This is a genomic window from Kribbella sp. NPDC003505 (assembly GCF_040610875.1).
Lineage (GTDB): Bacteria > Actinomycetota > Actinomycetes > Propionibacteriales > Kribbellaceae > Kribbella.
In genome coordinates this window covers 15,720-34,633 of sequence record NZ_JBEXNA010000017.1, presented here as the reverse complement: position 1 = coordinate 34,633, position 18,914 = coordinate 15,720, and the positions used below count along the sequence as shown (strand labels likewise).

Below are 18,914 nucleotides of genomic sequence, written 5' to 3'. Positions count from 1 at the left end.
GGAGGCCAGGCAATGGCTGGGATGGGCGCGTACGAGGAGAGCTACCGGCGGAGCCTGGACGACCCGCACGGATTCTGGCTCGAAGCCGCGGAGGCGATCACCTGGACGCGGCCGCCCACCCGGGCGATCGACGCCACCCACGCCCCGATCTTCCGCTGGTTCCCCGACGGCGAGCTGAACACGTCGTACAACGCCCTGGACCGGCACGTGGAGGCCGGTGACGGGCAGCGGACCGCCCTGATCTACGACTCGCCCGTCACCGGGAGCGGCCGCACGTACACCTACGCGCAACTGCGGGACGAGGTGGCGGAGTTCGCCGGCGCGCTCGCGTCGCTGGGCGTCGGCAAGGGCGACCGCGTGATCGTCTACATGCCGATGATCCCCGAAGCAGTCGTCGCGATGCTGGCCTGCGCTCGCCTCGGTGCGATCCACTCCGTGGTGTTCGGCGGCTTCGCGCCACGCGAGCTGGCGGCCCGGATCGAGGACGCCGGCCCGCGCGTGATCGTCGCGGCGTCGTGCGGCATCGAGCCGACCCGCCTGGTCGAGTACAAGCCGATCATCGACCAAGCGCTGACGATCTCCTCCCACCAGCCGGAGCACACGATCGTGTTCCAGCGCGAGCAGGCCCCGGCCGAGCTCGGTGAGCGCGACATCGACTGGACCACGCTCACCGCAAAGGCCCAGCCGGCCGGACCGGTGCAGGTCGCGGCGACAGACCCGCTCTACATCCTCTACACCTCCGGTACGACGGGCAGGCCGAAAGGTGTCGTCCGCGACAACGGCGGCCACGCGGTCGCACTGGCCTGGACGATGCGCAACGTGTACGACATCGGCCCGGGCGACGTGTGGTGGACCGCCTCCGACGTCGGCTGGGTCGTCGGGCACTCGTACATCGTGTACGCACCGCTGCTGGTCGGCGCGACCACGATCCTGTACGAAGGCAAGCCCATCGGTACGCCGGACGCGGGCGCGTTCTGGCGGGTGATCTCCGAGCACGGAGCGAAGGCGCTGTTCACCGCGCCGACCGCGATCCGGGCGATCAAGAAGGTCGACCCGGAGGCCGCCGAGCTGGCGAAGTACCCGGTCGACAGGTTCCGGACACTGTTCCTGGCGGGGGAGCGGCTCGACCCGGAGACGTACCACTGGGCGCACCAGCACCTCGGCGTACCGGTGGTCGACCACTGGTGGCAGACCGAGACCGGCTGGCCGATCGCCGCCAACCCGCGCGGGCTGGAGCCGCTGCCGACCAAGCCGGGGTCGGCGACCGTGCCGATGCCGGGCTGGAACGTGCAGATCCTCGACGCCTACGGCAAGGAGCTGCTCCCGCACGAGGAAGGCGCGATCGCGATCAAGCTGCCGCTGCCGCCCGGCGCGCTGCCGACGCTGTGGGGTGACGACCAGCGCTACATCGACAGCTATCTGAAGGAGTACGACGGCTACTACCTGACCGGCGACGGCGGGTTCATCGACGACGACGGCTACATCTTCGTGATGGGCCGCACCGACGACGTCATCAACGTGGCCGGCCACCGGTTGTCGACCGGTTCGATCGAGGCCGTCGTGGCGGCGAACCCGGCGGTGGCCGAGTGCGCGGTGATCGGCGTGCACGACCCGCTGAAGGGTCAGTTGCCGCGCGCGTTCGTCGTACTGAAGGCCGGTGCGACGGTCCCCGAGGACGTGCTGCGCGACGAGCTCGTGGCCGCCGTACGCCGGGAGATCGGGCCGGTCGCCGCGTTCCGGGACGTGTCGGTCGTCGACGCGCTGCCGAAGACCCGCTCGGGCAAGATCCTGCGCCGGACGATGCGCGGGATCGCGGACGGTCGCGACGAGCCGGTCCCGTCGACGATCGAGGACGCCGCGGTGCTCGACGTGCTACGCCCGGTCCTGCGCGGCCAGGAAGGCTAGAACGGCGGGACTCGCCACCGACCGGAACTCGTGGAAGTAGGCGTGCCGCGCGCCCGCGATCAGCTCGGCCCGCGCGCCCGGGATCCGGTCGGCGAGCAGTTGCGCGTTCGCGACCGGGCTGAAGACGTCGTCGGTGCCGTGCAGGATCAGCGTCGGCGCCGTGATGCTCGGCAGCCCGTCCCACGCGTCATGCCGGTTGCTCGCCACCAGATGCCGGCCCTTGGCGTACGGCGGCATGCTCGTGTCACCGAGCACGTAGTACGGGCCGGGGTTGTGGGCGAGCCACGCCGGTGTGTACATGAGCTCGAGCAGGACACGGTCGCTGCGCGCCGGGTCGGCGAGCGCCTTGCGGATCTCCTGGCTGCGTTCGTACCCGTGCTCGGCGCCTGGTGACGTGCAGCCGAGGACCAGCTTGCCGACCCGATCCGGCGCATCGATGGCGAGCCACTGCGCGACACGGCCGCCCATCGAGGTCCCGTAGATGTCCGCGTGGTCCAGGCCCAGTGCGTCGAGTACGGCGATCACGTCCTGCGCGAACCCGCGCGTGCTGTACGGCTCGTCGGGCTTGTCGCTGGCACCCGTCCCGCGCCAGTCCAGCGTGATCAGCCCGCGTGCTCCGAAATCGGCGAGGATCGGATCCCACCACGTGTGGTTGTTCGACTGACCGGCCAGCAGGACAAGTGGTTGCCCCTCGCCACGAACCTGATAGGCGATCTTCGTCCCGTCAACAGCTGCCGCGTGTGGCACAGAGATAGTGTGCAGGTATGCGAGTCGTGATTGCTGGTGGACACGGTCAGATCGCCCTGCGGTTGACGCGGTTGCTGAGCGCCGACGGGCACCAGGTCGTCGGCGTGGTGCGGAACCCGGATCACGAGGCCGACATCGCCGCCGCCGGCGGGCGGGCCGCCGTCCTGGATCTCGAACAGGCCGACGTAGGTGCCGTGGCCGAGGTGCTGGCCGGCGCGGACGTCGCGATCTTCGCGGCCGGCGCCGGGCCCGGCAGCGGCAACGCGCGCAAGGACACCGTCGACCGCGGCGCGGCCGCGCTGTTCGCCGACGCTGCCGAGCAGGCCGGCGTCCGGCGGCACCTCCAGGTCGGCTCGATGGGCGCCGACCGCGCCGAGTCACTCACCGACGACTCGACGTTCACGATCTACCTGAAGGCCAAGTGGGCCGCCGAGGAGGACCTCCGGGCGCGCGACCTGGACTGGACGGTCCTGCGGCCGGGCGGCCTGACCGACGACCCCGGCACCGGCACGGTGTATCTCGCCGACAAGACCGGCAACGGCCGGATCACCCGCGACGACGTGGCGCTGGTGCTGGCCGGTCTCTGTGACACTCCGGCCGCGATCGGCCGGACGCTCGAGCTCGTCGCCGGGGACACCCCTGTCCGCGAGGCCCTCGAGAACCTCTGAAGTTGCCACAAGCAACAGAATGCGACAGGACGGCTTACATATGGCAGACACACTCCGGCAGGTGACCTTCGAGCGCCTGGTGAACAGCAGCTACGAGGTGCGGAACGACCGTGGCGGGAGCATCCGGGTCGGCTCGGGCGGCGCCGACACCGACTTCACGCCGGTCGAGCTGCTGCTGGCCGCGATCGGGACCTGCTCGGCGATCGACGTCGACATCGTGGTGAGCCGCCGGTCCGAGCCGACCGAGTTCAGCGCGGTGGTCCGCGGTGACAAGATCCGGGACCCTGAGGAGGGCAACCGGATGGAGAACCTCGCGGTCGAGTTCACGATCAACTTCCCCGAGGGTGAGGACGGCGACAAGGCCCGCGAGGCCCTGCCGCGCGCGGTGAAGATGTCCCACGACCGGTTGTGCACGGTCAGCCGGACGGTCGAGCTCGGCACCCCGGTCACCACGACCGTCAACGACTGAGCCGGCTCTCCGGCCTGAGGAACTCGGTGGCCGGCCGGAGGCGTGTGCGCAGCAGTTCCTGGGTCCGCCGGCTGTCGAGCCGGATGTCGGACGGCGCTCCCGGGACCGACGGCAGCGCCTCCGGATCCAGGCCGTCGCGGATCGCGATCCGGCGCCCGAGCTCGAGCCGGCTCAGCGCCTCCGGTCCTGCGACGTGCGCGACCCCGGCGACGTCGGAGGTGAGCAGTTCGAGCAGCGCCGCCGCCAGATCCGCGACGTGGACCGGGCAGCGGATGTTGGCGGTGTAGAAGGCGCCGGGTTCGCCGGCCGCCAACCGGCGTACCCGGAGTTCTTCTTCCGACAGGCCGTCGGAGCCGATGATGAGCGACGTGCGGGCGATGACGGCCTTGGGCAGGATCGCCTGGATCGCTGTCTCGGCCGCCGCCTTGGCCGCGCCGTACGGCGTCGTCGGGCACGGCAGCTCGTACTCCTCGAAGGCGGTGACCCGCGGTCCGAACACGGCATCGCTCGACACGAACACGAGCCGCGCACCGCCCGCGGCCAGCGCGACGTTCACCGCCCCGTCGGCCGTTGTCGCCCAGTCGTCCTGCTTGTAGGCGGTGTGGATGATCCCGTCCGGCCGGACCTCACGGATCACCGCCCGCACCTCGTCCCGGCGCCGTACGTCGAACTTCACCCCGCCTGGCACGGTCTGAGAGTGGTACGCCGGCACGACCTCGTGGTCGGCGGCACGCAGCAGTTGCCGCCCCAGGAAACCGGTGGCCCCAGTGACGAGCAACCTCACCCGGCCACTGTATGACGCTCGAGCCGCCAACCGGCAGTCCGGGTGCCACGCTTCACCTCGGCCACGGTCCGCACCTTCCGCGGCGCCATCCACGACTGTGACGGCTTGTGCAGCATCCACCCGTCGCCGATAGTCAGCGCCGCGTGCTGGACCAGTCCCGCAGTGTCACGCCACACGAAGACAGTCCCCGGTACGTCGTCCTTGCCGCCGCGCTCGGTGTGCTGTGCGAGCCATTCCTCGAACGGTTCACGCAGCATCCACACCGCCTCGGCCTTCTCGACACCGCAGGCCGCCATCACCGTCCCGAAGCAGTTCGGCCCGCTCCCGTCCGCGAAGGTTCCCGCCAACTCCCGAACCCGGGGAAATGCTGCGGGCCAGTGCCGAACCTCTGCATGCCTGCTCGGTCCGAAGTCTTCACTGACGACCAGCGGCAGTACGGCTTTCGGATCCGTGAGCAGGTCCTTCCACCAGACGAACCGATGCCCGTCAGCCTGCTGCCTGATCTCAGGCCCGATCACCCGTGCCCAGCGCCGCACGCCGGGCACCGAACCGCGCCCGTAGGTGAACTGTGCCCGCACGAGCTGCGCACGTGTCGACTTGGGCAGCTGCGCGAACTGCCCAGCACTCAACCAGGCCGTGAGCGCTGCGCGATGGTCGACGTTGTAGGTCAGGTACGTGTCGCGCTCTTCCCGGCTCGGCTCCCGCTTGTCGGTGGTCAGCTCCCAGGCTGCCGCCTGCTTGCGCGTGACGAAGAACGGCTGCTCGTCAGGTGCCAGCCAGCCGGCCCAGCGATCCAGCAGCGCGGCGGAAACCTCGATACCCAGGACGGTCGGCACCGGGCAACGCTCTCACCTTCACCCCTGATCGGTCACCGGCTTTTGCGGTCCGCGGTAGCGCTGCGTCTGCGAGTAGACCAGGTTGGTCGTCGTACTGCCGAAGTCGGTCAGCTCGTTGACGAGCTCCTCCAGGTGCGGCATCGACGCGGCCGCGACCTTCAGCGTGTAGCAGTCGTCGCCGGTGGTCCGCAGGCATTCGAGGATCTCGCGACGCTCGGCCAGCAGCCGGCGCAGCGGCTCGTGCTTGTTGCCCGGGTACTTCAGCCGTACGACGGCCAGCACCGGGTAGCCGACCTTCGTCAGGTCGACCTCCGCACGGTAGCCGGTGATGACGCCGATCGACTCGAGCCGGCGCACCCGCTCGGTGGTGGCCGACGCGCTCAGGTTGACCCGCCGCCCGAGCTCGGTGAGCGACAGCCGGGCGTCGTCCTGCAGCTCGTTCAGGATCGTCCAGTCGATCGAATCGAGAGTCTCGGCCATACGGTCAATCTACCGTCGATTCCCCGGCAGATGGCGCCGTACGCCGGGAGGAATCTCTTCAGGAGCGGACCCTCGCCTGGATAGCCTGAGGGCGTGGAACTTGGAGTGAACGTGCCGAACTTCGGCCCGGGGACGAACCCGGCCCGGCTGCGGGACTGGGCCGGCGTCGTGGAAGGTCTCGGCTACGACCTGCTGATGGTTTCGGACCACGTGGTGATCACGCCGGACGTCGCGGAGCAGTACCCGGCGCCGTTCTACGAGCCGTTCACCACGCTCAGCTGGCTGGCCGGGATCACGTCCCGGGTCCGGCTCGGGACGACCGTGTTGATCGCGCCGTACCGGCACCCGTTGCTGGTGGCAAGGATGGCGGCGAACCTGCACGCGTTGAGCGGCGGCCGGCTGGTGCTCGGCGTCGGAGTGGGCTGGGCGCGCGGCGAGTTCGAGGCGCTCGGCGCGGAGCACGCGCGGCGCGGCCGCCGGACCGACGAGATCCTCACCGAGGTGCGCCGGGCGTGGGCCGACACCGCCGACTACGGCGACGGGACGATACCGATCTGGATCGGCGGCTCGAGCCCCGCGGCACTGCGGCGAACTGTGCGGTACGGCGACGCCTGGCATCCGTTGCGGCAGACGATCGGGGACCTGCGGGACGGGCTCGACCGGCTGCGGACGACCGCGGCGTCGCTCGACCGGCCGGTGCCGGCGTTCGCGCCGCGGATCCTGCTCCGGCTCACCGACAAACCGCTGCGCGACGACGAGCGGGTCGCCGGCGAAGGCTCGACCGACCAGGTCGTGCAGGACCTCGCCGTCCTGCGGGAGCTGGGCGCGCAGAGTGTCGTGCTCGACCCGTTCGTCGGCGACCCCGCCGAGACCGAGCGGCCCGAGGTGGCCTGGCAAGCACTGGCGGCAATCGCCGCGCACCGACAACTGGAGACGATGTGACCCCTGAAGACGAGAACTTCCTGCGCCGCGCGATCGCCCTCGCCGCCGCGTCGCGCGAGGCGGGCGACCCACCGTTCGGCTCGCTGCTGGTCGGACCCGACGGGGCGGTCCTCGCCGAGGAGCACAACACCACGATCAGCGAGGGGAACATCAGCTTCCATCCGGAGCTGAAGCTGGCAGTCTGGGCGGCTCAGCACCTGACGCCCGCGGTCGCGGCCGCCACGACGATGTACACGAGCTGCCAGCCCTGCCCGATGTGCTCGGGCGCTCTTGCACGCTCCGGCCTCGGAAGGGTCGTGTTCGCCCTGTCAGGGGAACAACTCGACGGCCTCAAGTCGACCGGCGGCTTCCCGGCTGTCCCGTTGGAAGGCCCGGCTCTGTACGACGAGGCCCGCGTGCCGGTCGACGGCTACTACAGCTGACACGGGGTCCCGTTGCGGGGACCCCGCAGCGACTACTTGACCGGCGTCAGACAGAGCACGTACTTGGTGGAACCGTTCTGGTAGCGGTACGACGCCTCGGCGTTCTCGCCGCACTGGCTGTCGTCGGTCGAGTCGTCGATCTTGTCGACGATCTTGTACTCGGCCTCCGACGAGGCGCAGTCGACGACCTTGACGTCCGGGTTCACCGACGTGCCCTTGTTCACCACGCAGGCGCCGATCTTCGCCTTGGCCTCGGTCGAGTTCAGGTTCGCGAACACGATCGCGGCGATCAGTGCGACCGGCAGGATCAGCATGGCGATCACCGGGCGCTGGAACAGCGGCTTGCCCGGGTCCATCGGACGGCCCGGGCCTGGCGTGGGCTCGGGGAGACCCTTGAACTTCTGCATCGGCCCGATGTTCATCAGCATCGTGAACGGGTTGATGATCGCCGAACCGATGCCCCACCAGCCCTGCCAGAGGCTCTTCGCCGTCATGTCGCGCACCGACGCGATCCCGCAGGTCCTGCAGAACGGACCCTGCAGCTTCAGGAACCGCATCAGGATGATCATGCCCTGGTGGCCGCGGACGGTCGCGTCGGCCGCCGGGTAGCCGCCGCAGAAGCGACAGGTCATCTGGCCCTGCGGCGCGTAGCCCTGCTGCGGGAACGACTGGTCCTGCTGGTACTGCTGACCCGGGTACTGACCCTGCTGCGGCGGGTACTGCTGACCGGCGTCCTGCTGGTACTGCTGGCCCGCGTACTGCTGGCCCGCGTACTGCTCACCGCCGTACGGCTGCTGGTACTGCTGGCCGCCGTACTGTTCCTGACCGGGCTGCTGGGGCTGCTGGGGCTGCTGGCCCGGGTCGGTGTACTGCGGGAACTGCTGCTGCTGGGGTGGCGGACCGTAGCCGGCCGGCTGACCTGCGTAAGGGTTCTGCGGCGGCTGGGGAGGGGATGTGGTCACGGATATTTCCTGAGGCTTGATCGGGACACTTTGAACCATCGCACCTTACTCATGCACCTGGTCCACCGCGGCATAGCGCTGCGTCAATTCCCGGCCAAGTCGCGCGAGCTCCGCCTGCACCGACGGCGGCCCCAGCACCTCGATCGAACCGCCCCAGCCGGCCAGGTGCTGCGCGATCATCAGCGGCGTCGGCGCGCTGACCCTGACTCGCACGCGATCGCCGTCGGTCCCGTCGACCTCGCAGTTGCGGCCGAGCCGGTCCTGCATCACCCACACGAACCGCTCGTCCATCAGAACCGTCGCCGTCAGTCCCGACCGTCGTTCCTCCATCCGCTCGACGATCTCCGCCCACGCCGTCGACAGGTCGAAGCCGGGCGGCCGCTCGAAGGACGCACCGGTCGGCTCGGCCTCCGTGACCCGATCGATGCGGAAGGTCCGCTGTCCCTTCTCCGTCCACGCGATCAGGTACCAGACGTCGTCCTTGTCGACCAGCCCGAGTGGATCCACCACCCGCTCCGACGTCTCGCGGCCGCGCCCCGAGTAGAGCAGCCGGACGCGGTCCCGGCGTACGACGGCGTCCTGCAGGCGGCGTACCAGCTCGGGCCGCTCCTTCACGTGCTCTCCCCAACGTGCCGGGTCGATCACCACGGCCTCGGCCGCCGCCTGCGCGTGCTCGCGAAACGTGTCCGGCAGCGCGCGAACGAGCTTGCGCAGCGCCGCCTTTGCGTCCGGGGCGATCGACGCCGCGGGGCCGACCAGCAGGAACAAGGCCTGCGCCTCGGTCGCCGTCAGCCCGCTGAGATCGGTGCGCGCACCGCCGATCAGCTGCCAGCCGCCGTTGCGTCCCGGCTGCGGATAGACCGGGATGCCGGCCGTCGAGAGCGCCTCGAGATCACGCCGCGCCGTCGCGACCGAAATCTCCAGCTCCGCCGCCACGTCGGCCGCGGTCACCCGGCCCCGGGCCTGCATCAGCAACAGCACCGCCACCAACCGATCCGCCCGCATGCCCCGATCGTCGCAGAAGAAGCGCTCACCGGCTGAGCACGTAAAACGGGCTACGCTCAGATCCGGACGGCCTTCTTCCGGAATGGTGACTGATGGCGTACGACGTGAGCCCGACGGCGCGGACCCTGATGGTCCTCGAGCTGATCCAGAACAGTCCCGGCATCACCGCCGAGCAACTCGGGGACAAGCTCGGGGTCTCGGAACGCGCGGCCCGCCGATATGTCGCGATCCTGCGCGAGGCCGACATCCCGATCGAGTCGGTCCGCGGTCCGTACGGCGGCTACCGGGTCGGTCGCGGGTTGCGGTTGCCGCCGCTGATGTTCACGCCGACCGAGGCGCTCGGCCTGGTGATGGCGGTGCTCGAAGGGCCGCGCGGCGCGGCGGATCCGGTCGAGGACGCGCTCGGCAAGATCGTCCGGGTGCTGCCCGAGGCCGTCGCGCGGTCGACCGACGCGATCCGCCGGGTCAGCGCCCGCGGGCCGGATCCCGGTGCGCGCACGCCCGATCCGGAGATCACCGCCGCGCTCGTCTCGCACAGCGCGGACTCGCGGCGGGTGACGATCCATTACCGCCGCCACGAGGACGAGTGGCCGATGGACGTCGACCCGTGGGCGGTTGTCGTACGCCGCGGCCGTTGGTACCTGCTGTGCTGGTCGCACGGCAAGCAGGCCCAGCGCGTGCTCCGCGTCGACAAGATCACCAAGGTCGAGCCGCAGCCGGCCGAGTTCGTCGCGCCCGCCGGCCTCGACCCGCTCGCCGCCGTCGAGGAACACCTGGCGATGGGGTGGCGCTACGCGATCGAGGTCGAGATCGACGCGCCGCTCGACCAGGCCGCGGAGTGGATCCGGCGCAGCATGGGCCGCCTGGAACCGATCGACGAGACCCGCACCCGGCTGCTCGCCAGCACCGACGAACCCGACTGGTACGCCGCGCAACTGTCCGCGATCCACGCACCGTTCCGGATCATCGGCGGGCCGGAGCTCCGGGCCGCCTGCCGCGCGCTCGCCGACCGCCTGCACACCGCGAGCGAACCGGCGGCACGATGAACGACGTCGAGTTCGCCGGGGAGATCTGGTACTGGCGGGGGCCGGCGCCGTGGTACTTCATCACGGTCCCGGACGAGGAGAGCGCCTACTTCGAGGCCGAGTCGAACTTCGTCACCTACGGCTGGGGCATGATCCCGGTGCAGGCCGAGATCGGCGCAAGCGTCTGGGACACGTCGATGTTCCCGAAGGACGGGCGCTACCTCCTGCCGGTGAAGGCCTCCGTCCGGCGGGCCGAGGACCTCGACGACGGCGACGTACCGACCGTGCGGCTGCGGTTGCGCGGCTGGAAGTGACCAGAAATGTCGGCGGGCGGGGCTAGCGTTCGCCGTACACGTTCCGCAGGGAGGAGCCGAAGATGTCCACGCTGTCCGACCGGCCGCACACGGCCTTGCTGGTCGTCGACGTCCAGAACGGTGTCGTCGCGGAGGCGCACGAGCGCGACCGGGTCGTCGCCAACATCAGCACTCTCGTCGGAAAGGCGCGCGCCGGGGGCGTCCCGGTCGTCTGGATCCAGCACTCCAGCGACAACCTGGTCAGGGACAGCGACGAGTGGCAACTCGTCCCCGAACTTTCCCGCGAGGGTTCGGAACCGCTCGTCCACAAGACATATGCCGACAGCTTCGAGGCCACCGACCTGGAGGACGTCCTGGCTCGCGCCGGCATCGGTCGCCTGATCGTCAGCGGGGCGCAGACCGACGAGTGCATCCGCTCCACGATCCACGGCGCGATGGTCCGTGGGTACGACGTGACGCTGGTCGGCGACGCCCACACCACCGAGGACCTCAGCGAGTACGGCGCGCCCACCCCTGACAAGGTGATCGCCCACACGAACCTCTACTGGGGCGAGCACCGAGCTCCGGGCCGCACCGCCGCCGTGCAGAAGACCGACGAGGTCACCTTCTGACGACGTCGAGGACCTGAGTCAGCTCCCGCACCCGCGGTACGCCGGCGCCCGGCTGCGCGTCGTGCCGGTCGACGAGCACGGCCGGGATGCCGACGGACTGTGCGCCGCGGATGTCGTTCTCTAGCGAGTCACCGACCATCACCAGGTCGTCGGGCGCCGCCGCGAGCCGCTCCAGCGCGTGCGCGAACGCCCGCGGGTCGGGTTTGCCCACCGGCAACGTGTCACCCGAGATCAGCTCGTCGATCTCGTCGGTCAGCCCCAACCGGTCGAGCTTCATCCGCTGGTGATCCCCGTTGCCGTTCGTCAGCACCACCGCGCGGAGCCCGGCGGCCCGGACCGCGCGCAGTCCCGGTACGGCGTCGGCGTACACCGTCCACCCGGCCTCGTAGCGCCAGACGTAGCCCTCGAACATCGCGTCCGCTTCGGTGTCACTCACATCGACCGCGAGGAACTCCCGCACCCGGCGCCGCCGCTGCTCGGGGAAGGTGAGTTCGCGGCGCTGGAAGCGTCGGTAGTGCTTCTCCGACACCTCGGCCCATCGCGCCACCACGTCGGGACCCGTCACGCCGTACTCAGCGGCCCACTCCAGCACCGCCGCGGCAGCCGCCGCCCGCTCCTCGACCAAGGTCCCGTCGAGGTCGAACACCACGGTCTTCAGCATCCGCGCCGATCCTTTCGTTGACGACCGCGCGATCGTACGTCACCGGGCGGCCGACTCCTGGAGAGCGCTGACGAGCGCGGCGACCGGCGGCGGATCGGGCGGTTCGCCGTACGTCGCGACGTACACCCGGCGGCGGGAGCCCTGCAGTTCGGTCGCCGTGATGCCGGGGGACCGGTGGGTGCGCAGCGCGAGTCCCGGCATCGTCGTCACCCCGAGTCCGGCCGCGACGAGCGCCTGCATCACGACCATGTCGTCCGACGTGTACCCGATCCGCGGCTCGTAGCCTTCCGCGGCGCACAGCGCGATCAGGTGGCTGCGGCACCGGTCGCATCCGGCGATCCAGGTGCTGTCGCGCAGCTCGGCGATCGTGGCCGGCCCGTTCGCGAGCACGTACAGCGGGTCGTCGACCAGGTGATGCAGCCGGACGCCGCGCGGCTCGGGCGCGGTCTCGTCGTACCGGAACACGATGGCCGCGTCGACCTTCCCGGTGCGGAGCAGCTCGAAGGCCTCCGGCGGATGCGTGTCGACGAGGTTCACCTCCAGCCCGGGATGCTTCGCGGCCAGCCCGGCGACAGCTGCCGGGACGAGCGCGCCGATCGCCGACGAGAACCCGGCGAGCCGGATCCGGCCGGCGCTCAGGCCGACGTGCGCCGACAGCTCCGCGTCGACGGCGTCGATCCGGCCGATGATCTCCGCCGCCCGGTCGGCGAGCAGCCGGCCGGCCTCGGTCAGCCGGATCCCGCGACCGACGCGTTGCAGGAGCTGCGCGCCGGTCTCGGCCTCCAGACGCGCGAGGTGATGCGTGACGGACGGCTGCGAGTAGTGCAGCTCGCGCGCGGCCGCGGTCACCGAGCCGTGACGTGCGACCGCGTCGATCACCCGCAGCCTCGTGACATCGAGCATGTATCAATTCCATCTATCAGTGAGCACGAAGGTTGGCATTAGACGTTATGGGTTGACCCGGCGCAGGCTCAAGACATGACGACAACAGCCACCACCTCCGAACTCACCGACCTCATCAGCGGCGTGCGAGACGCCATCGGCCGGCACTCCGACTGGAACCGGACCGCCCAGGACGTCGGCGCCGCGCTCCGGCAGCACTTTCCGGGCCCCGACGTCCTGACCGCCGAACAGCGCCTCGGATCACCCGACGGCCACCAGGGCCACACACTCCACGTCGAACCCGACGGCTCGTTCTCCGTCCTGGCCGTGGTGTGGCGGCCCGGGCAGCTGACCCGGATCCACGACCACGTCACCTGGTGCGTGGTCGGGGTGCTCCAAGGCGTCGAGCACGAGGAACTGTTCGACGCGGACCTGCGGCTGATCGGCGCGAGCGACAACCACGTCGGCGAGGTGAGCGCGTTCGCGCCGCCGGGCGACATCCACCGGGTGCACAACACGTTCGCCGAGACCGCGATCTCCCTGCACATCTACGGCACCGACGTGACCCGGATCGGCTCGAGCGTCCGCCGGTACTACGACTGACGCCCGAGCCGGCGGTGTCAGTCGACGACCGAGTCGAGGGCCGCGAGATCCTCGGGGGAGAGGGCGAGGTCCGCGACTTGCAGGTTCTCCTCCAGGTGACGCGGGCTGGACGTCCCCGGGATCGCGAGCACGTGGTCGCCGCGGCTCAGCGTCCACGCCAGGCGCACCTGCGCGACGGTCGCCCCGTGACGGTCCGCGATCTCCTGCACCGCGTCGGACCCGGCGACCCCGCCGCCCTCCCGGGACTCCGCGGTGACCGCGAAGAACGGCACGAACGCGATCCCGAGCTCACCGCACAGCTTGAGGATCTCGTCGTTCACCCGCCCGAACCCGACGCTGTACCTGTTCTGCACCGCGACCACCGGTGCGATCTCCCGCGCCTGGTGCAAATGCGCGACCCGTACGTTCGACACGCCGAGATGCCGGATCATGCCTTTCGCCTGCAGCTCGGCCAGGGCCCCGAAATGCTCCGCGATCGAATCCAGCCCCATCTGCCGCAGGTAGACCAGATCCAGCGAAGCCACGCCGAGGGCCCGCAGATCCTCCTCCACGAGCTCCCGCAACTCGTCCGGCCGCGCCAGCCCGTGCTTCGTCGGCCCGACCTTGGTGGCGATCAGCAGGTCCTCCGGGTACGGCGCGAGCGCGCGGCGGATCACCTCGTTCGCCCAGCCCAGACTCTCGAACCGCGTCCCGCCGGCCCGTCCCTGACTCGGATAGAACGCCGCGGTGTCGATGTGGTTCACCCCGAGCTCGACGACCCGCTGCAGCAGCGCGACCGCACGGTCCTGCACGTCGGCGCCGCCGGCTCCCGCCAGCCGCTTGGCGCCGAACCCGATCCGCCGGACCGCCACGTCCCCGAACGACCAGAATTCGCCGGACTTGCTTTCCGCAATTCCTGATGATAAGTTAATTGGTGAAGGTGCATTTTCCTGTGAATTCTGCATTCGGCCAGGATAAATCCTTCGGGGATATTCGTCCACCTTTTCCGGGCATTTTTCTGCGCTAGTTCCACGGCCCGCCGATCCTTGAAGCGCACGTCCTGAGCGCCGCCCGGCACGACTAGGCGCCGACCGCGAGTTGACCAGCGAGCATCCACCCCACCGCCGCGACGGAAACCCCCGAGACCGGCAACGGTGTCCAGAGACCTGCAATAGCAGTTCCCCGCCTACCGACCAGCGTCTCCACCCGGCGTTTCCTGTCTCGGCCCACCCGGGCCACCTCCAGCCGCCGCGACGTGGTGAGAGGCGGGTTTGCTTCGCTGGACGGCGGGGGTTGACCCACTGGACGGTTGTCTGGCGGCCCGCATAAGGGGGCGAACCGCACGGTCGGCGGTCAGCCCATCAGTTGGGTGGGCTGGGGCAGGTGGGTTCTGGCGACGCATTAGGCTCGGTGCGTGGGGCTCAGTGGGCGACAGCGGCGACTGCTCGACAGTTGGATGCCTTCCGCCACGGTTGTGCGCGACCACAGCTGGGGAGTCATCGGCACGCTCGTCCTGGAGTTGGAGGACGGCGGGAAGCGCTATATCGCGAAAGCCGGCGACGACGCCGACCACCACCTCGCCCGTGAACTCCGTGCCCACCGCAACTGGTTGCGGCCGTGGACCAGCCGGGGGAGAGCGGCCGAGCTGGTGCACGCGGACGAGTCCGCCAAGCTCCTCGTGACCCGGTTCCTGCCGGGGAAACTCGTCGAAGGCACGCCGCACGAATGGGCACCCGAGGTGTATCGCCAGGCAGGTGAGTTGCTCGCCGACTTTCACGAGCAGTACGCCGTACCGGACGACGCCTACGAGGCCCGCGAGAACGAGCGCACGCTGCTCGATCTCGGCAAGCCGCACCGCATCGCACCGGACCTCGCCGAACGCATCCGCTCCACGATCCAGGCCTGGCCCACCCCGCCGGCGACTCTGGTGCCGACCCACGGCGACTGGCAGCCGCGCAACTGGCTCGTCGACGACGGCACCGTTCGCGTCATCGACTTCGGCCGCGCGGACCTGCGCCCGGCGTACACCGACTTCGCCCGGCTGGCCGCGCAGCAGTTCCGCTCCGACCCGTCCCTCGAACCGGCATTCCTGACCGGCTACGGATCAGATCCGCGCGAACCGGCGGCCTGGCAGCGTGCGCGACTGCGTGAGGCGGTCAGCACGGCAGTCTGGGCGCATCAGGTCGGAGACGAAGCTTTCGAGGCGCAGGGGCATCGGATGATCGCCGAAATCCCGTTGTGAGCCGACGCGGCGCGCTGTCATCGTCACGGCATGACCGGCCAACTTCTGCGCGAAGCGCTCACCCTTGACCGTTATCCCCGCTCGAACACCTACGACCAGCAGTGGGTCGTCGACCACCTGATGGGTCCGCACGCGCTGTGGTGCAGCGAGAGCCTGCTGCAGGTGATGCCGCTGCGTCCGGGGATGCGAGTGCTCGACCTCGGCTGCGGTACGGCGCTGTCGTCGATCTTCCTGGCCCGCGAGTACGACGTGGACGTGTGGGCCGCGGACCTCTGGGTCGACCCGACCGAGAACTTGCGACGCGTTGACGACGCGGGACTCGCCGGACACGTGCACCCGATCCAGTCGGACGCTCGGCAGCTGCCGTTCGCGCGGGGCTTCTTCGATGCGGTCGTGAGCATCGGGTCGTACCACTACTTCGGCACCGGCGTGGACTACCTCGCGTACCTGTCCGAGTTCGTCCGCCCGGGCGGAGCCATCGGCTTCATCAGTCCCGGTATCCGCACCGCCCCGGACTTCACGCCACCGCCGTACCTCGCGAACCGCTGGGGACCGGACCTGTGCACCTGGCTGCCGCCCGACTGGTGGCGAAGCCTCTGGGAGCGCACCAACCTCGTCACTGTCGACACCGCCGACTTCGTGCCCAACGGCTGGGCGGACTGGTTGCACTGGTTGCAGACGTGCGCCAAAGTCGGCCGCGGCTACGAACCGGACGAGCAGATGCTGCAGGCCGACCAGGGCGACCTCCTCGGCCTAACCCGCGTCGTCGCTCGTCTGAAGTAGCCGCGTCAACAGCTGATACAGCTCGGCGGGATAGATGTCGTCCAGGTCTGTCGCGTCGACCCATCGCAAGGTGAAGTGGTTCGTCGCGCAATGCTCGGCGGCTTCGGCACCCGACAGTTCCGGCACGCCGCTCACATCGGTCATCAGGAAGTAATACGCGGGCCGCCCGTTGTGCGAGCCGGTCCACAACAACCGGTCGATCGTGCCGGTCAGTGTTGTCTCCTCCTCGAGCTCGCGCAGCGCAGCGACCGCGGCCGACTCGCCCGGCTCCACGTGTCCGCCGGGCAGCACGGCGTACCGATGTCCATCGCACTGAGGGCCCGGCGCTCCGGCGTACTCACACATCACGCACTCGGCCGACGTCTCGAACCGCAGATAGCGCTTCACCACCAGCACCTTGCCCGCCTGGACGACAACCGCGGCCCCGCGCGGCACCTTTGTGCTCATGGGGTGCGAGTGTGGCCGACGGCGCCGACAAAACCGACAAGACCGACAAAATCGCTCGCCGGAGTCGGTGCTTCGTGGTGAGGTCTGGGGAGTCGACCCTTCTGGAAGGATGCCTGCCCCATGCCGAGCGCGCAGATCGAAGTCCGTCGTGAGTACTCGCGACGTTCTGCTTCCCGGACTCCGCCCGCAACCCGGCCGACTTCGGCGACCGCCACACCCTGCCGCGCCTGGGCCGGCTCGCCGACGAGGCCGGCAGCGACGACCTGAACGACTACGTGGAGGCCCAGATCCATGGACCGGTCGTGCTCGCGAGCGACGTCGACGCCGTCGTCCTGGACCCGTCGTTCAGTACTACACCCGTCGAGGAAGCCGCCCGCGGGCTCGGCTGCCCGATCGAGTACCACCCGGGCTTTCGCGGTGCGCCGAGCGCCTTCGACCCGGCGTACCGCGGACCGGAGATCGTCGAGCTCGCCCGCTCACTCGGCGCCGTGCTGACGCCTGACCTGCTCGGCGCGGCGGCGCGGTCGGGTGTCCATCCCGCGCAGTCGGTCAAGTACGTCTGGCATTGTCTGGCTCGGTTCGGGCGTCAGCCGGCGAGCTGATCGCGGCGCCGGATCAGGTAGGCGACTTCGGCGGTGTTGGCGGCGAGCGCGATCGCCTCGTCGTAGGCCGCCCGAGACTCCTTGCTGCGGCCCATCCGGCGGAGCAGCTCGGCGCGCGTCGCGTGGTACAGGTGGTACGCGGGCAGCTTGTCCCCGAGCCGGTCGACCATCGCCAGCGCGACCTCCGGACCGTCGAGCTCGGCGACCGCGATCGCGCGGTTCAGCGCGACGATCGGCGAGTGATCGATCCGGACGAGCTGGTCGTACAGTGCGACGATCTGCGACCAGTCGGTGTCGCGGGCGTCGCGGGCAGAGGTGTGCACGGCGTTCACCGCCGCGAGGATCTGGTAGCGGCCCGGCGGCAGTCCGGTGGCGATGCGTTCCCGCACCAGGTGGTGGCCCTCGGCAACGAGTGCCGTGTCCCAGGCGCCGCGGTCCTGCTCGTCGAGCGGGATCAGCTCGCCGGAGCCCGAGACCCGGGCGGTACGGCGAGCCTCGGTGAGGAGCATCAGCGCGAGCAGACCGGCCACCTCGCCGTCGTCCGGCAGCAGCGCCCGGATCAGGCGGGTCAGGCGGATCGCCTCCGCGGTCAGCTCGTGGCGGACGGGATCCGTGTCCGGGCCGGTCGCCAGGTAGCCCTCGTTGAAGACCAGGAAGAGTACGGCGAGTACACCGGACACGCGACCCGGGAGATCCTCCGCGGCCGGCACCCGGTACGGGATCCGCGCCGCCTTGATCTTCGCCTTCGCACGGGTGATCCGCTGCCCCATCGCGGTCTCCTGCACCAGGAACGCGCGGGCGATCTCGGGCACGGTCAGCCCGCCCACCATCCGTAGCGTCAGCGCCACCCGGGTCTCCATCGCCAGCGCCGGGTGGCAGCAGGTGAAGATCAGCCGGAGCCGCTCGTCGTCGATCGCACCGAGAGGCTCGGGCTGGTCGTCGTACGACATCTGAGCCTCCTTCTGCTTGTCGTCACGTTTGCTCTCGCGCCGGATCCGGTCGATCGCCTTGCGGTTGGCGGTCGTGGTCAGCCAGGCGCCCGGGTTGGGCGGTACGCCGTCCGCGGGCCACCGCTCGACGGCGGTCGCGAACGCCTCGGCCGCGGCTTCCTCGGCGATGTCGAGGTCCCCGAACCGCTTGGTCAGCGAGGCAACCACCCGCGCCCATTCCTGGTGGTGCGCGCGGGTGATCGCCGCTTCGACGTCGGTCACTGGAATGGCCGCACCTCGATCTTCCGGTCGCAGACCTTCGACGCCTCGGCGGCGAGCTTGAGGGCCACGTCGAGATCCGGGGCCTCCCAGACCCAGACGCCGGCCAGGTACTCCTTCGACTCCACGAACGGCCCGTCGGTGAACACCGGCTGCTCGCCCCGGTTGTCGATGACCGTGGCCGCGGTGGTGTCGGCGAGTCCGCCCGCGAACACCCAGTAGCCCTCGGCGATCAGCCGGTCGTTGAACACGCTGATCGCGGGCTGCCGGTCGGTGCTGCCGGGGTTGTTCTTGTCGTCGATCACAGAAACCAAGTACCGCATCACGATCTCCAGTT

The 18,914-nt window shown here is 70.0% G+C and carries 24 protein-coding genes; 12 read left to right on the top strand and 12 right to left on the bottom strand.

All coding sequences use genetic code 11. The annotated features are described in order from the left end of the window. The first annotated feature begins 12 nt into the window (after positions 1-12). Positions 13-1,905, top strand: a complete 1,893-nt coding sequence (locus ABZX12_RS39290; protein WP_355700559.1) for a propionyl-CoA synthetase — start codon at positions 13-15, stop codon at positions 1,903-1,905. Here the strand turns inward: ABZX12_RS39290 and ABZX12_RS39285 are convergent. Then, complete coding sequence (locus tag ABZX12_RS39285; protein ID WP_355700558.1) at positions 1,873-2,652, bottom strand: alpha/beta fold hydrolase; 780 nt, start codon at positions 2,650-2,652, stop codon at positions 1,873-1,875. The genes ABZX12_RS39290 and ABZX12_RS39285 overlap by 33 nt on opposite strands. A 17-nt stretch (positions 2,653-2,669) precedes the next feature. On the opposite strand from ABZX12_RS39285, the gene ABZX12_RS39280 reads away from it, so the two are divergent. Together ABZX12_RS39280 and ABZX12_RS39275 are read left to right on the top strand one after the other, a co-directional pair. Continuing rightward, complete coding sequence (locus ABZX12_RS39280) at positions 2,670-3,320, top strand: SDR family oxidoreductase (RefSeq protein WP_355700557.1); 651 nt, start codon at positions 2,670-2,672, stop codon at positions 3,318-3,320. A gap of 61 nt (positions 3,321-3,381) precedes the next feature. After that, complete coding sequence (locus tag ABZX12_RS39275; RefSeq protein WP_355700556.1) at positions 3,382-3,789, top strand: OsmC family protein; 408 nt, start codon at positions 3,382-3,384, stop codon at positions 3,787-3,789. Here the strand turns inward: ABZX12_RS39275 and ABZX12_RS39270 are convergent. Genes ABZX12_RS39270 through ABZX12_RS39260 form a run of 3 tightly spaced genes read right to left on the bottom strand, consistent with a single transcriptional unit; the run spans position 3,779 to position 5,889 of the window. Continuing rightward, a complete protein-coding gene (locus tag ABZX12_RS39270; RefSeq protein ID WP_355700555.1) occupies positions 3,779-4,573 on the bottom strand; it encodes a sugar nucleotide-binding protein in 795 nt (264 codons plus the stop codon). The genes ABZX12_RS39275 and ABZX12_RS39270 overlap by 11 nt on opposite strands. After that, on the bottom strand, positions 4,570-5,409 hold the full coding sequence (locus ABZX12_RS39265; RefSeq protein ID WP_355700554.1) for a hypothetical protein: 840 nt from the start codon (positions 5,407-5,409) through the stop codon (positions 4,570-4,572). The genes ABZX12_RS39270 and ABZX12_RS39265 overlap by 4 nt, the downstream gene beginning before the upstream one ends. Positions 5,410-5,427: 18 nt before the next feature. Next, complete coding sequence (locus ABZX12_RS39260; RefSeq protein ID WP_355700553.1) at positions 5,428-5,889, bottom strand: Lrp/AsnC family transcriptional regulator; 462 nt, start codon at positions 5,887-5,889, stop codon at positions 5,428-5,430. 93 nt (positions 5,890-5,982) lie between these two features. On the opposite strand from ABZX12_RS39260, the gene ABZX12_RS39255 reads away from it, so the two are divergent. Beyond that, the gene (locus ABZX12_RS39255) at positions 5,983-6,831 is read left to right on the top strand and encodes an LLM class flavin-dependent oxidoreductase (protein WP_355700552.1); all 849 of its coding nucleotides are present in this window, start codon (positions 5,983-5,985) and stop codon (positions 6,829-6,831) included. After that, positions 6,828-7,253 carry a nucleoside deaminase gene (locus ABZX12_RS39250; RefSeq protein WP_355700551.1) on the top strand — a complete coding sequence of 142 codons (426 nt, stop codon included), beginning with the start codon at positions 6,828-6,830 and terminating at the stop codon, positions 7,251-7,253. Before ABZX12_RS39255 ends, ABZX12_RS39250 begins: the two co-directional genes overlap by 4 nt. Before the next feature lie 32 nt (positions 7,254-7,285). On the opposite strand, the gene ABZX12_RS39245 is transcribed toward ABZX12_RS39250, so the two are convergent. After that, on the bottom strand, positions 7,286-8,215 hold the full coding sequence (locus ABZX12_RS39245) for a toxin-antitoxin system, toxin component (protein ID WP_355700550.1): 930 nt from the start codon (positions 8,213-8,215) through the stop codon (positions 7,286-7,288). A gap of 45 nt (positions 8,216-8,260) precedes the next feature. Then, complete coding sequence (locus ABZX12_RS39240; RefSeq protein ID WP_355700549.1) at positions 8,261-9,220, bottom strand: YafY family protein; 960 nt, start codon at positions 9,218-9,220, stop codon at positions 8,261-8,263. 92 nt (positions 9,221-9,312) lie between these two features. On the opposite strand from ABZX12_RS39240, the gene ABZX12_RS39235 reads away from it, so the two are divergent. From ABZX12_RS39235 to ABZX12_RS39225, 3 genes are all read left to right on the top strand, one after another. Further along, a complete protein-coding gene (locus ABZX12_RS39235; RefSeq protein ID WP_355700548.1) occupies positions 9,313-10,266 on the top strand; it encodes a WYL domain-containing protein in 954 nt (317 codons plus the stop codon). Then, positions 10,263-10,559, top strand: coding sequence for a DUF1905 domain-containing protein (locus ABZX12_RS39230; RefSeq protein WP_355700547.1), 297 nt, complete (start codon positions 10,263-10,265; stop codon positions 10,557-10,559). Before ABZX12_RS39235 ends, ABZX12_RS39230 begins: the two co-directional genes overlap by 4 nt. 62 nt (positions 10,560-10,621) lie before the next feature. After that, complete coding sequence (locus ABZX12_RS39225) at positions 10,622-11,170, top strand: isochorismatase family protein (RefSeq protein WP_355700546.1); 549 nt, start codon at positions 10,622-10,624, stop codon at positions 11,168-11,170. On the opposite strand, the gene ABZX12_RS39220 is transcribed toward ABZX12_RS39225, so the two are convergent. Then, entirely contained in the window at positions 11,160-11,831 is a 672-nt protein-coding gene (locus ABZX12_RS39220; RefSeq protein WP_355700545.1) for an HAD family hydrolase, read from the bottom strand. The two genes, ABZX12_RS39225 and ABZX12_RS39220, sit on opposite strands and share 11 nt — an antisense overlap. A gap of 39 nt (positions 11,832-11,870) precedes the next feature. Then, entirely contained in the window at positions 11,871-12,734 is an 864-nt protein-coding gene (locus ABZX12_RS39215; RefSeq protein WP_355700544.1) for a LysR family transcriptional regulator, read from the bottom strand. Positions 12,735-12,809: 75 nt separating this feature from the next. Between ABZX12_RS39215 and ABZX12_RS39210 the strand changes: the two genes are divergently transcribed. Further along, a complete protein-coding gene (locus ABZX12_RS39210; RefSeq protein ID WP_355700543.1) occupies positions 12,810-13,316 on the top strand; it encodes a cysteine dioxygenase family protein in 507 nt (168 codons plus the stop codon). Between the two features lie 17 nt (positions 13,317-13,333). On the opposite strand, the gene ABZX12_RS39205 is transcribed toward ABZX12_RS39210, so the two are convergent. After that, the gene (locus ABZX12_RS39205; protein WP_355700542.1) at positions 13,334-14,167 is read right to left on the bottom strand and encodes an aldo/keto reductase; all 834 of its coding nucleotides are present in this window, start codon (positions 14,165-14,167) and stop codon (positions 13,334-13,336) included. Positions 14,168-14,751: 584 nt separating this feature from the next. On the opposite strand from ABZX12_RS39205, the gene ABZX12_RS39200 reads away from it, so the two are divergent. Further along, positions 14,752-15,537, top strand: a complete 786-nt coding sequence (locus tag ABZX12_RS39200; protein ID WP_355700541.1) for an aminoglycoside phosphotransferase family protein — start codon at positions 14,752-14,754, stop codon at positions 15,535-15,537. A 30-nt stretch (positions 15,538-15,567) separates the two neighbouring features. After that, complete coding sequence (locus tag ABZX12_RS39195) at positions 15,568-16,320, top strand: methyltransferase domain-containing protein (protein WP_355700540.1); 753 nt, start codon at positions 15,568-15,570, stop codon at positions 16,318-16,320. Here the strand turns inward: ABZX12_RS39195 and ABZX12_RS39190 are convergent. Beyond that, complete coding sequence (locus tag ABZX12_RS39190; protein WP_355700539.1) at positions 16,291-16,767, bottom strand: NUDIX domain-containing protein; 477 nt, start codon at positions 16,765-16,767, stop codon at positions 16,291-16,293. The genes ABZX12_RS39195 and ABZX12_RS39190 overlap by 30 nt on opposite strands. Positions 16,768-16,985: 218 nt before the next feature. On the opposite strand from ABZX12_RS39190, the gene ABZX12_RS39185 reads away from it, so the two are divergent. Then, the gene (locus tag ABZX12_RS39185; RefSeq protein ID WP_355700672.1) at positions 16,986-17,369 is read left to right on the top strand and encodes a DUF3626 domain-containing protein; all 384 of its coding nucleotides are present in this window, start codon (positions 16,986-16,988) and stop codon (positions 17,367-17,369) included. Here the strand turns inward: ABZX12_RS39185 and ABZX12_RS39180 are convergent. After that, complete coding sequence (locus tag ABZX12_RS39180; RefSeq protein WP_355700538.1) at positions 17,354-18,580, bottom strand: DUF6596 domain-containing protein; 1,227 nt, start codon at positions 18,578-18,580, stop codon at positions 17,354-17,356. The two genes, ABZX12_RS39185 and ABZX12_RS39180, sit on opposite strands and share 16 nt — an antisense overlap. Then, complete coding sequence (locus ABZX12_RS39175; RefSeq protein ID WP_355700537.1) at positions 18,577-18,900, bottom strand: YciI family protein; 324 nt, start codon at positions 18,898-18,900, stop codon at positions 18,577-18,579. Before ABZX12_RS39175 ends, ABZX12_RS39180 begins: the two co-directional genes overlap by 4 nt. Positions 18,901-18,914: the final 14 nt, after the last annotated feature.

Bases quoted from the DNA above. Each gene is read 5' to 3' on its own strand.
- ABZX12_RS39290 (WP_355700559.1), top strand. From the start codon at position 13: ATGGCTGGGATGGGCGCGTACGAGGAGAGCTACCGGCGGAGCCTGGAC.
- ABZX12_RS39280 (WP_355700557.1), top strand. From the start codon at position 2,670: ATGCGAGTCGTGATTGCTGGTGGACACGGTCAGATCGCCCTGCGGTTG.
- ABZX12_RS39260 (WP_355700553.1), bottom strand. From the start codon at position 5,889: ATGGCCGAGACTCTCGATTCGATCGACTGGACGATCCTGAACGAGCTG.
- ABZX12_RS39240 (WP_355700549.1), bottom strand. From the start codon at position 9,220: ATGCGGGCGGATCGGTTGGTGGCGGTGCTGTTGCTGATGCAGGCCCGG.
- ABZX12_RS39235 (WP_355700548.1), top strand. From the start codon at position 9,313: ATGGCGTACGACGTGAGCCCGACGGCGCGGACCCTGATGGTCCTCGAG.
- ABZX12_RS39230 (WP_355700547.1), top strand. From the start codon at position 10,263: ATGAACGACGTCGAGTTCGCCGGGGAGATCTGGTACTGGCGGGGGCCG.
- ABZX12_RS39225 (WP_355700546.1), top strand. From the start codon at position 10,622: ATGTCCACGCTGTCCGACCGGCCGCACACGGCCTTGCTGGTCGTCGAC.
- ABZX12_RS39220 (WP_355700545.1), bottom strand. From the start codon at position 11,831: ATGCTGAAGACCGTGGTGTTCGACCTCGACGGGACCTTGGTCGAGGAG.
- ABZX12_RS39215 (WP_355700544.1), bottom strand. From the start codon at position 12,734: ATGCTCGATGTCACGAGGCTGCGGGTGATCGACGCGGTCGCACGTCAC.
- ABZX12_RS39210 (WP_355700543.1), top strand. From the start codon at position 12,810: ATGACGACAACAGCCACCACCTCCGAACTCACCGACCTCATCAGCGGC.
- ABZX12_RS39200 (WP_355700541.1), top strand. From the start codon at position 14,752: ATGCCTTCCGCCACGGTTGTGCGCGACCACAGCTGGGGAGTCATCGGC.
- ABZX12_RS39195 (WP_355700540.1), top strand. From the start codon at position 15,568: ATGACCGGCCAACTTCTGCGCGAAGCGCTCACCCTTGACCGTTATCCC.
- ABZX12_RS39190 (WP_355700539.1), bottom strand. From the start codon at position 16,767: ATGAGCACAAAGGTGCCGCGCGGGGCCGCGGTTGTCGTCCAGGCGGGC.
- ABZX12_RS39175 (WP_355700537.1), bottom strand. From the start codon at position 18,900: ATGCGGTACTTGGTTTCTGTGATCGACGACAAGAACAACCCCGGCAGC.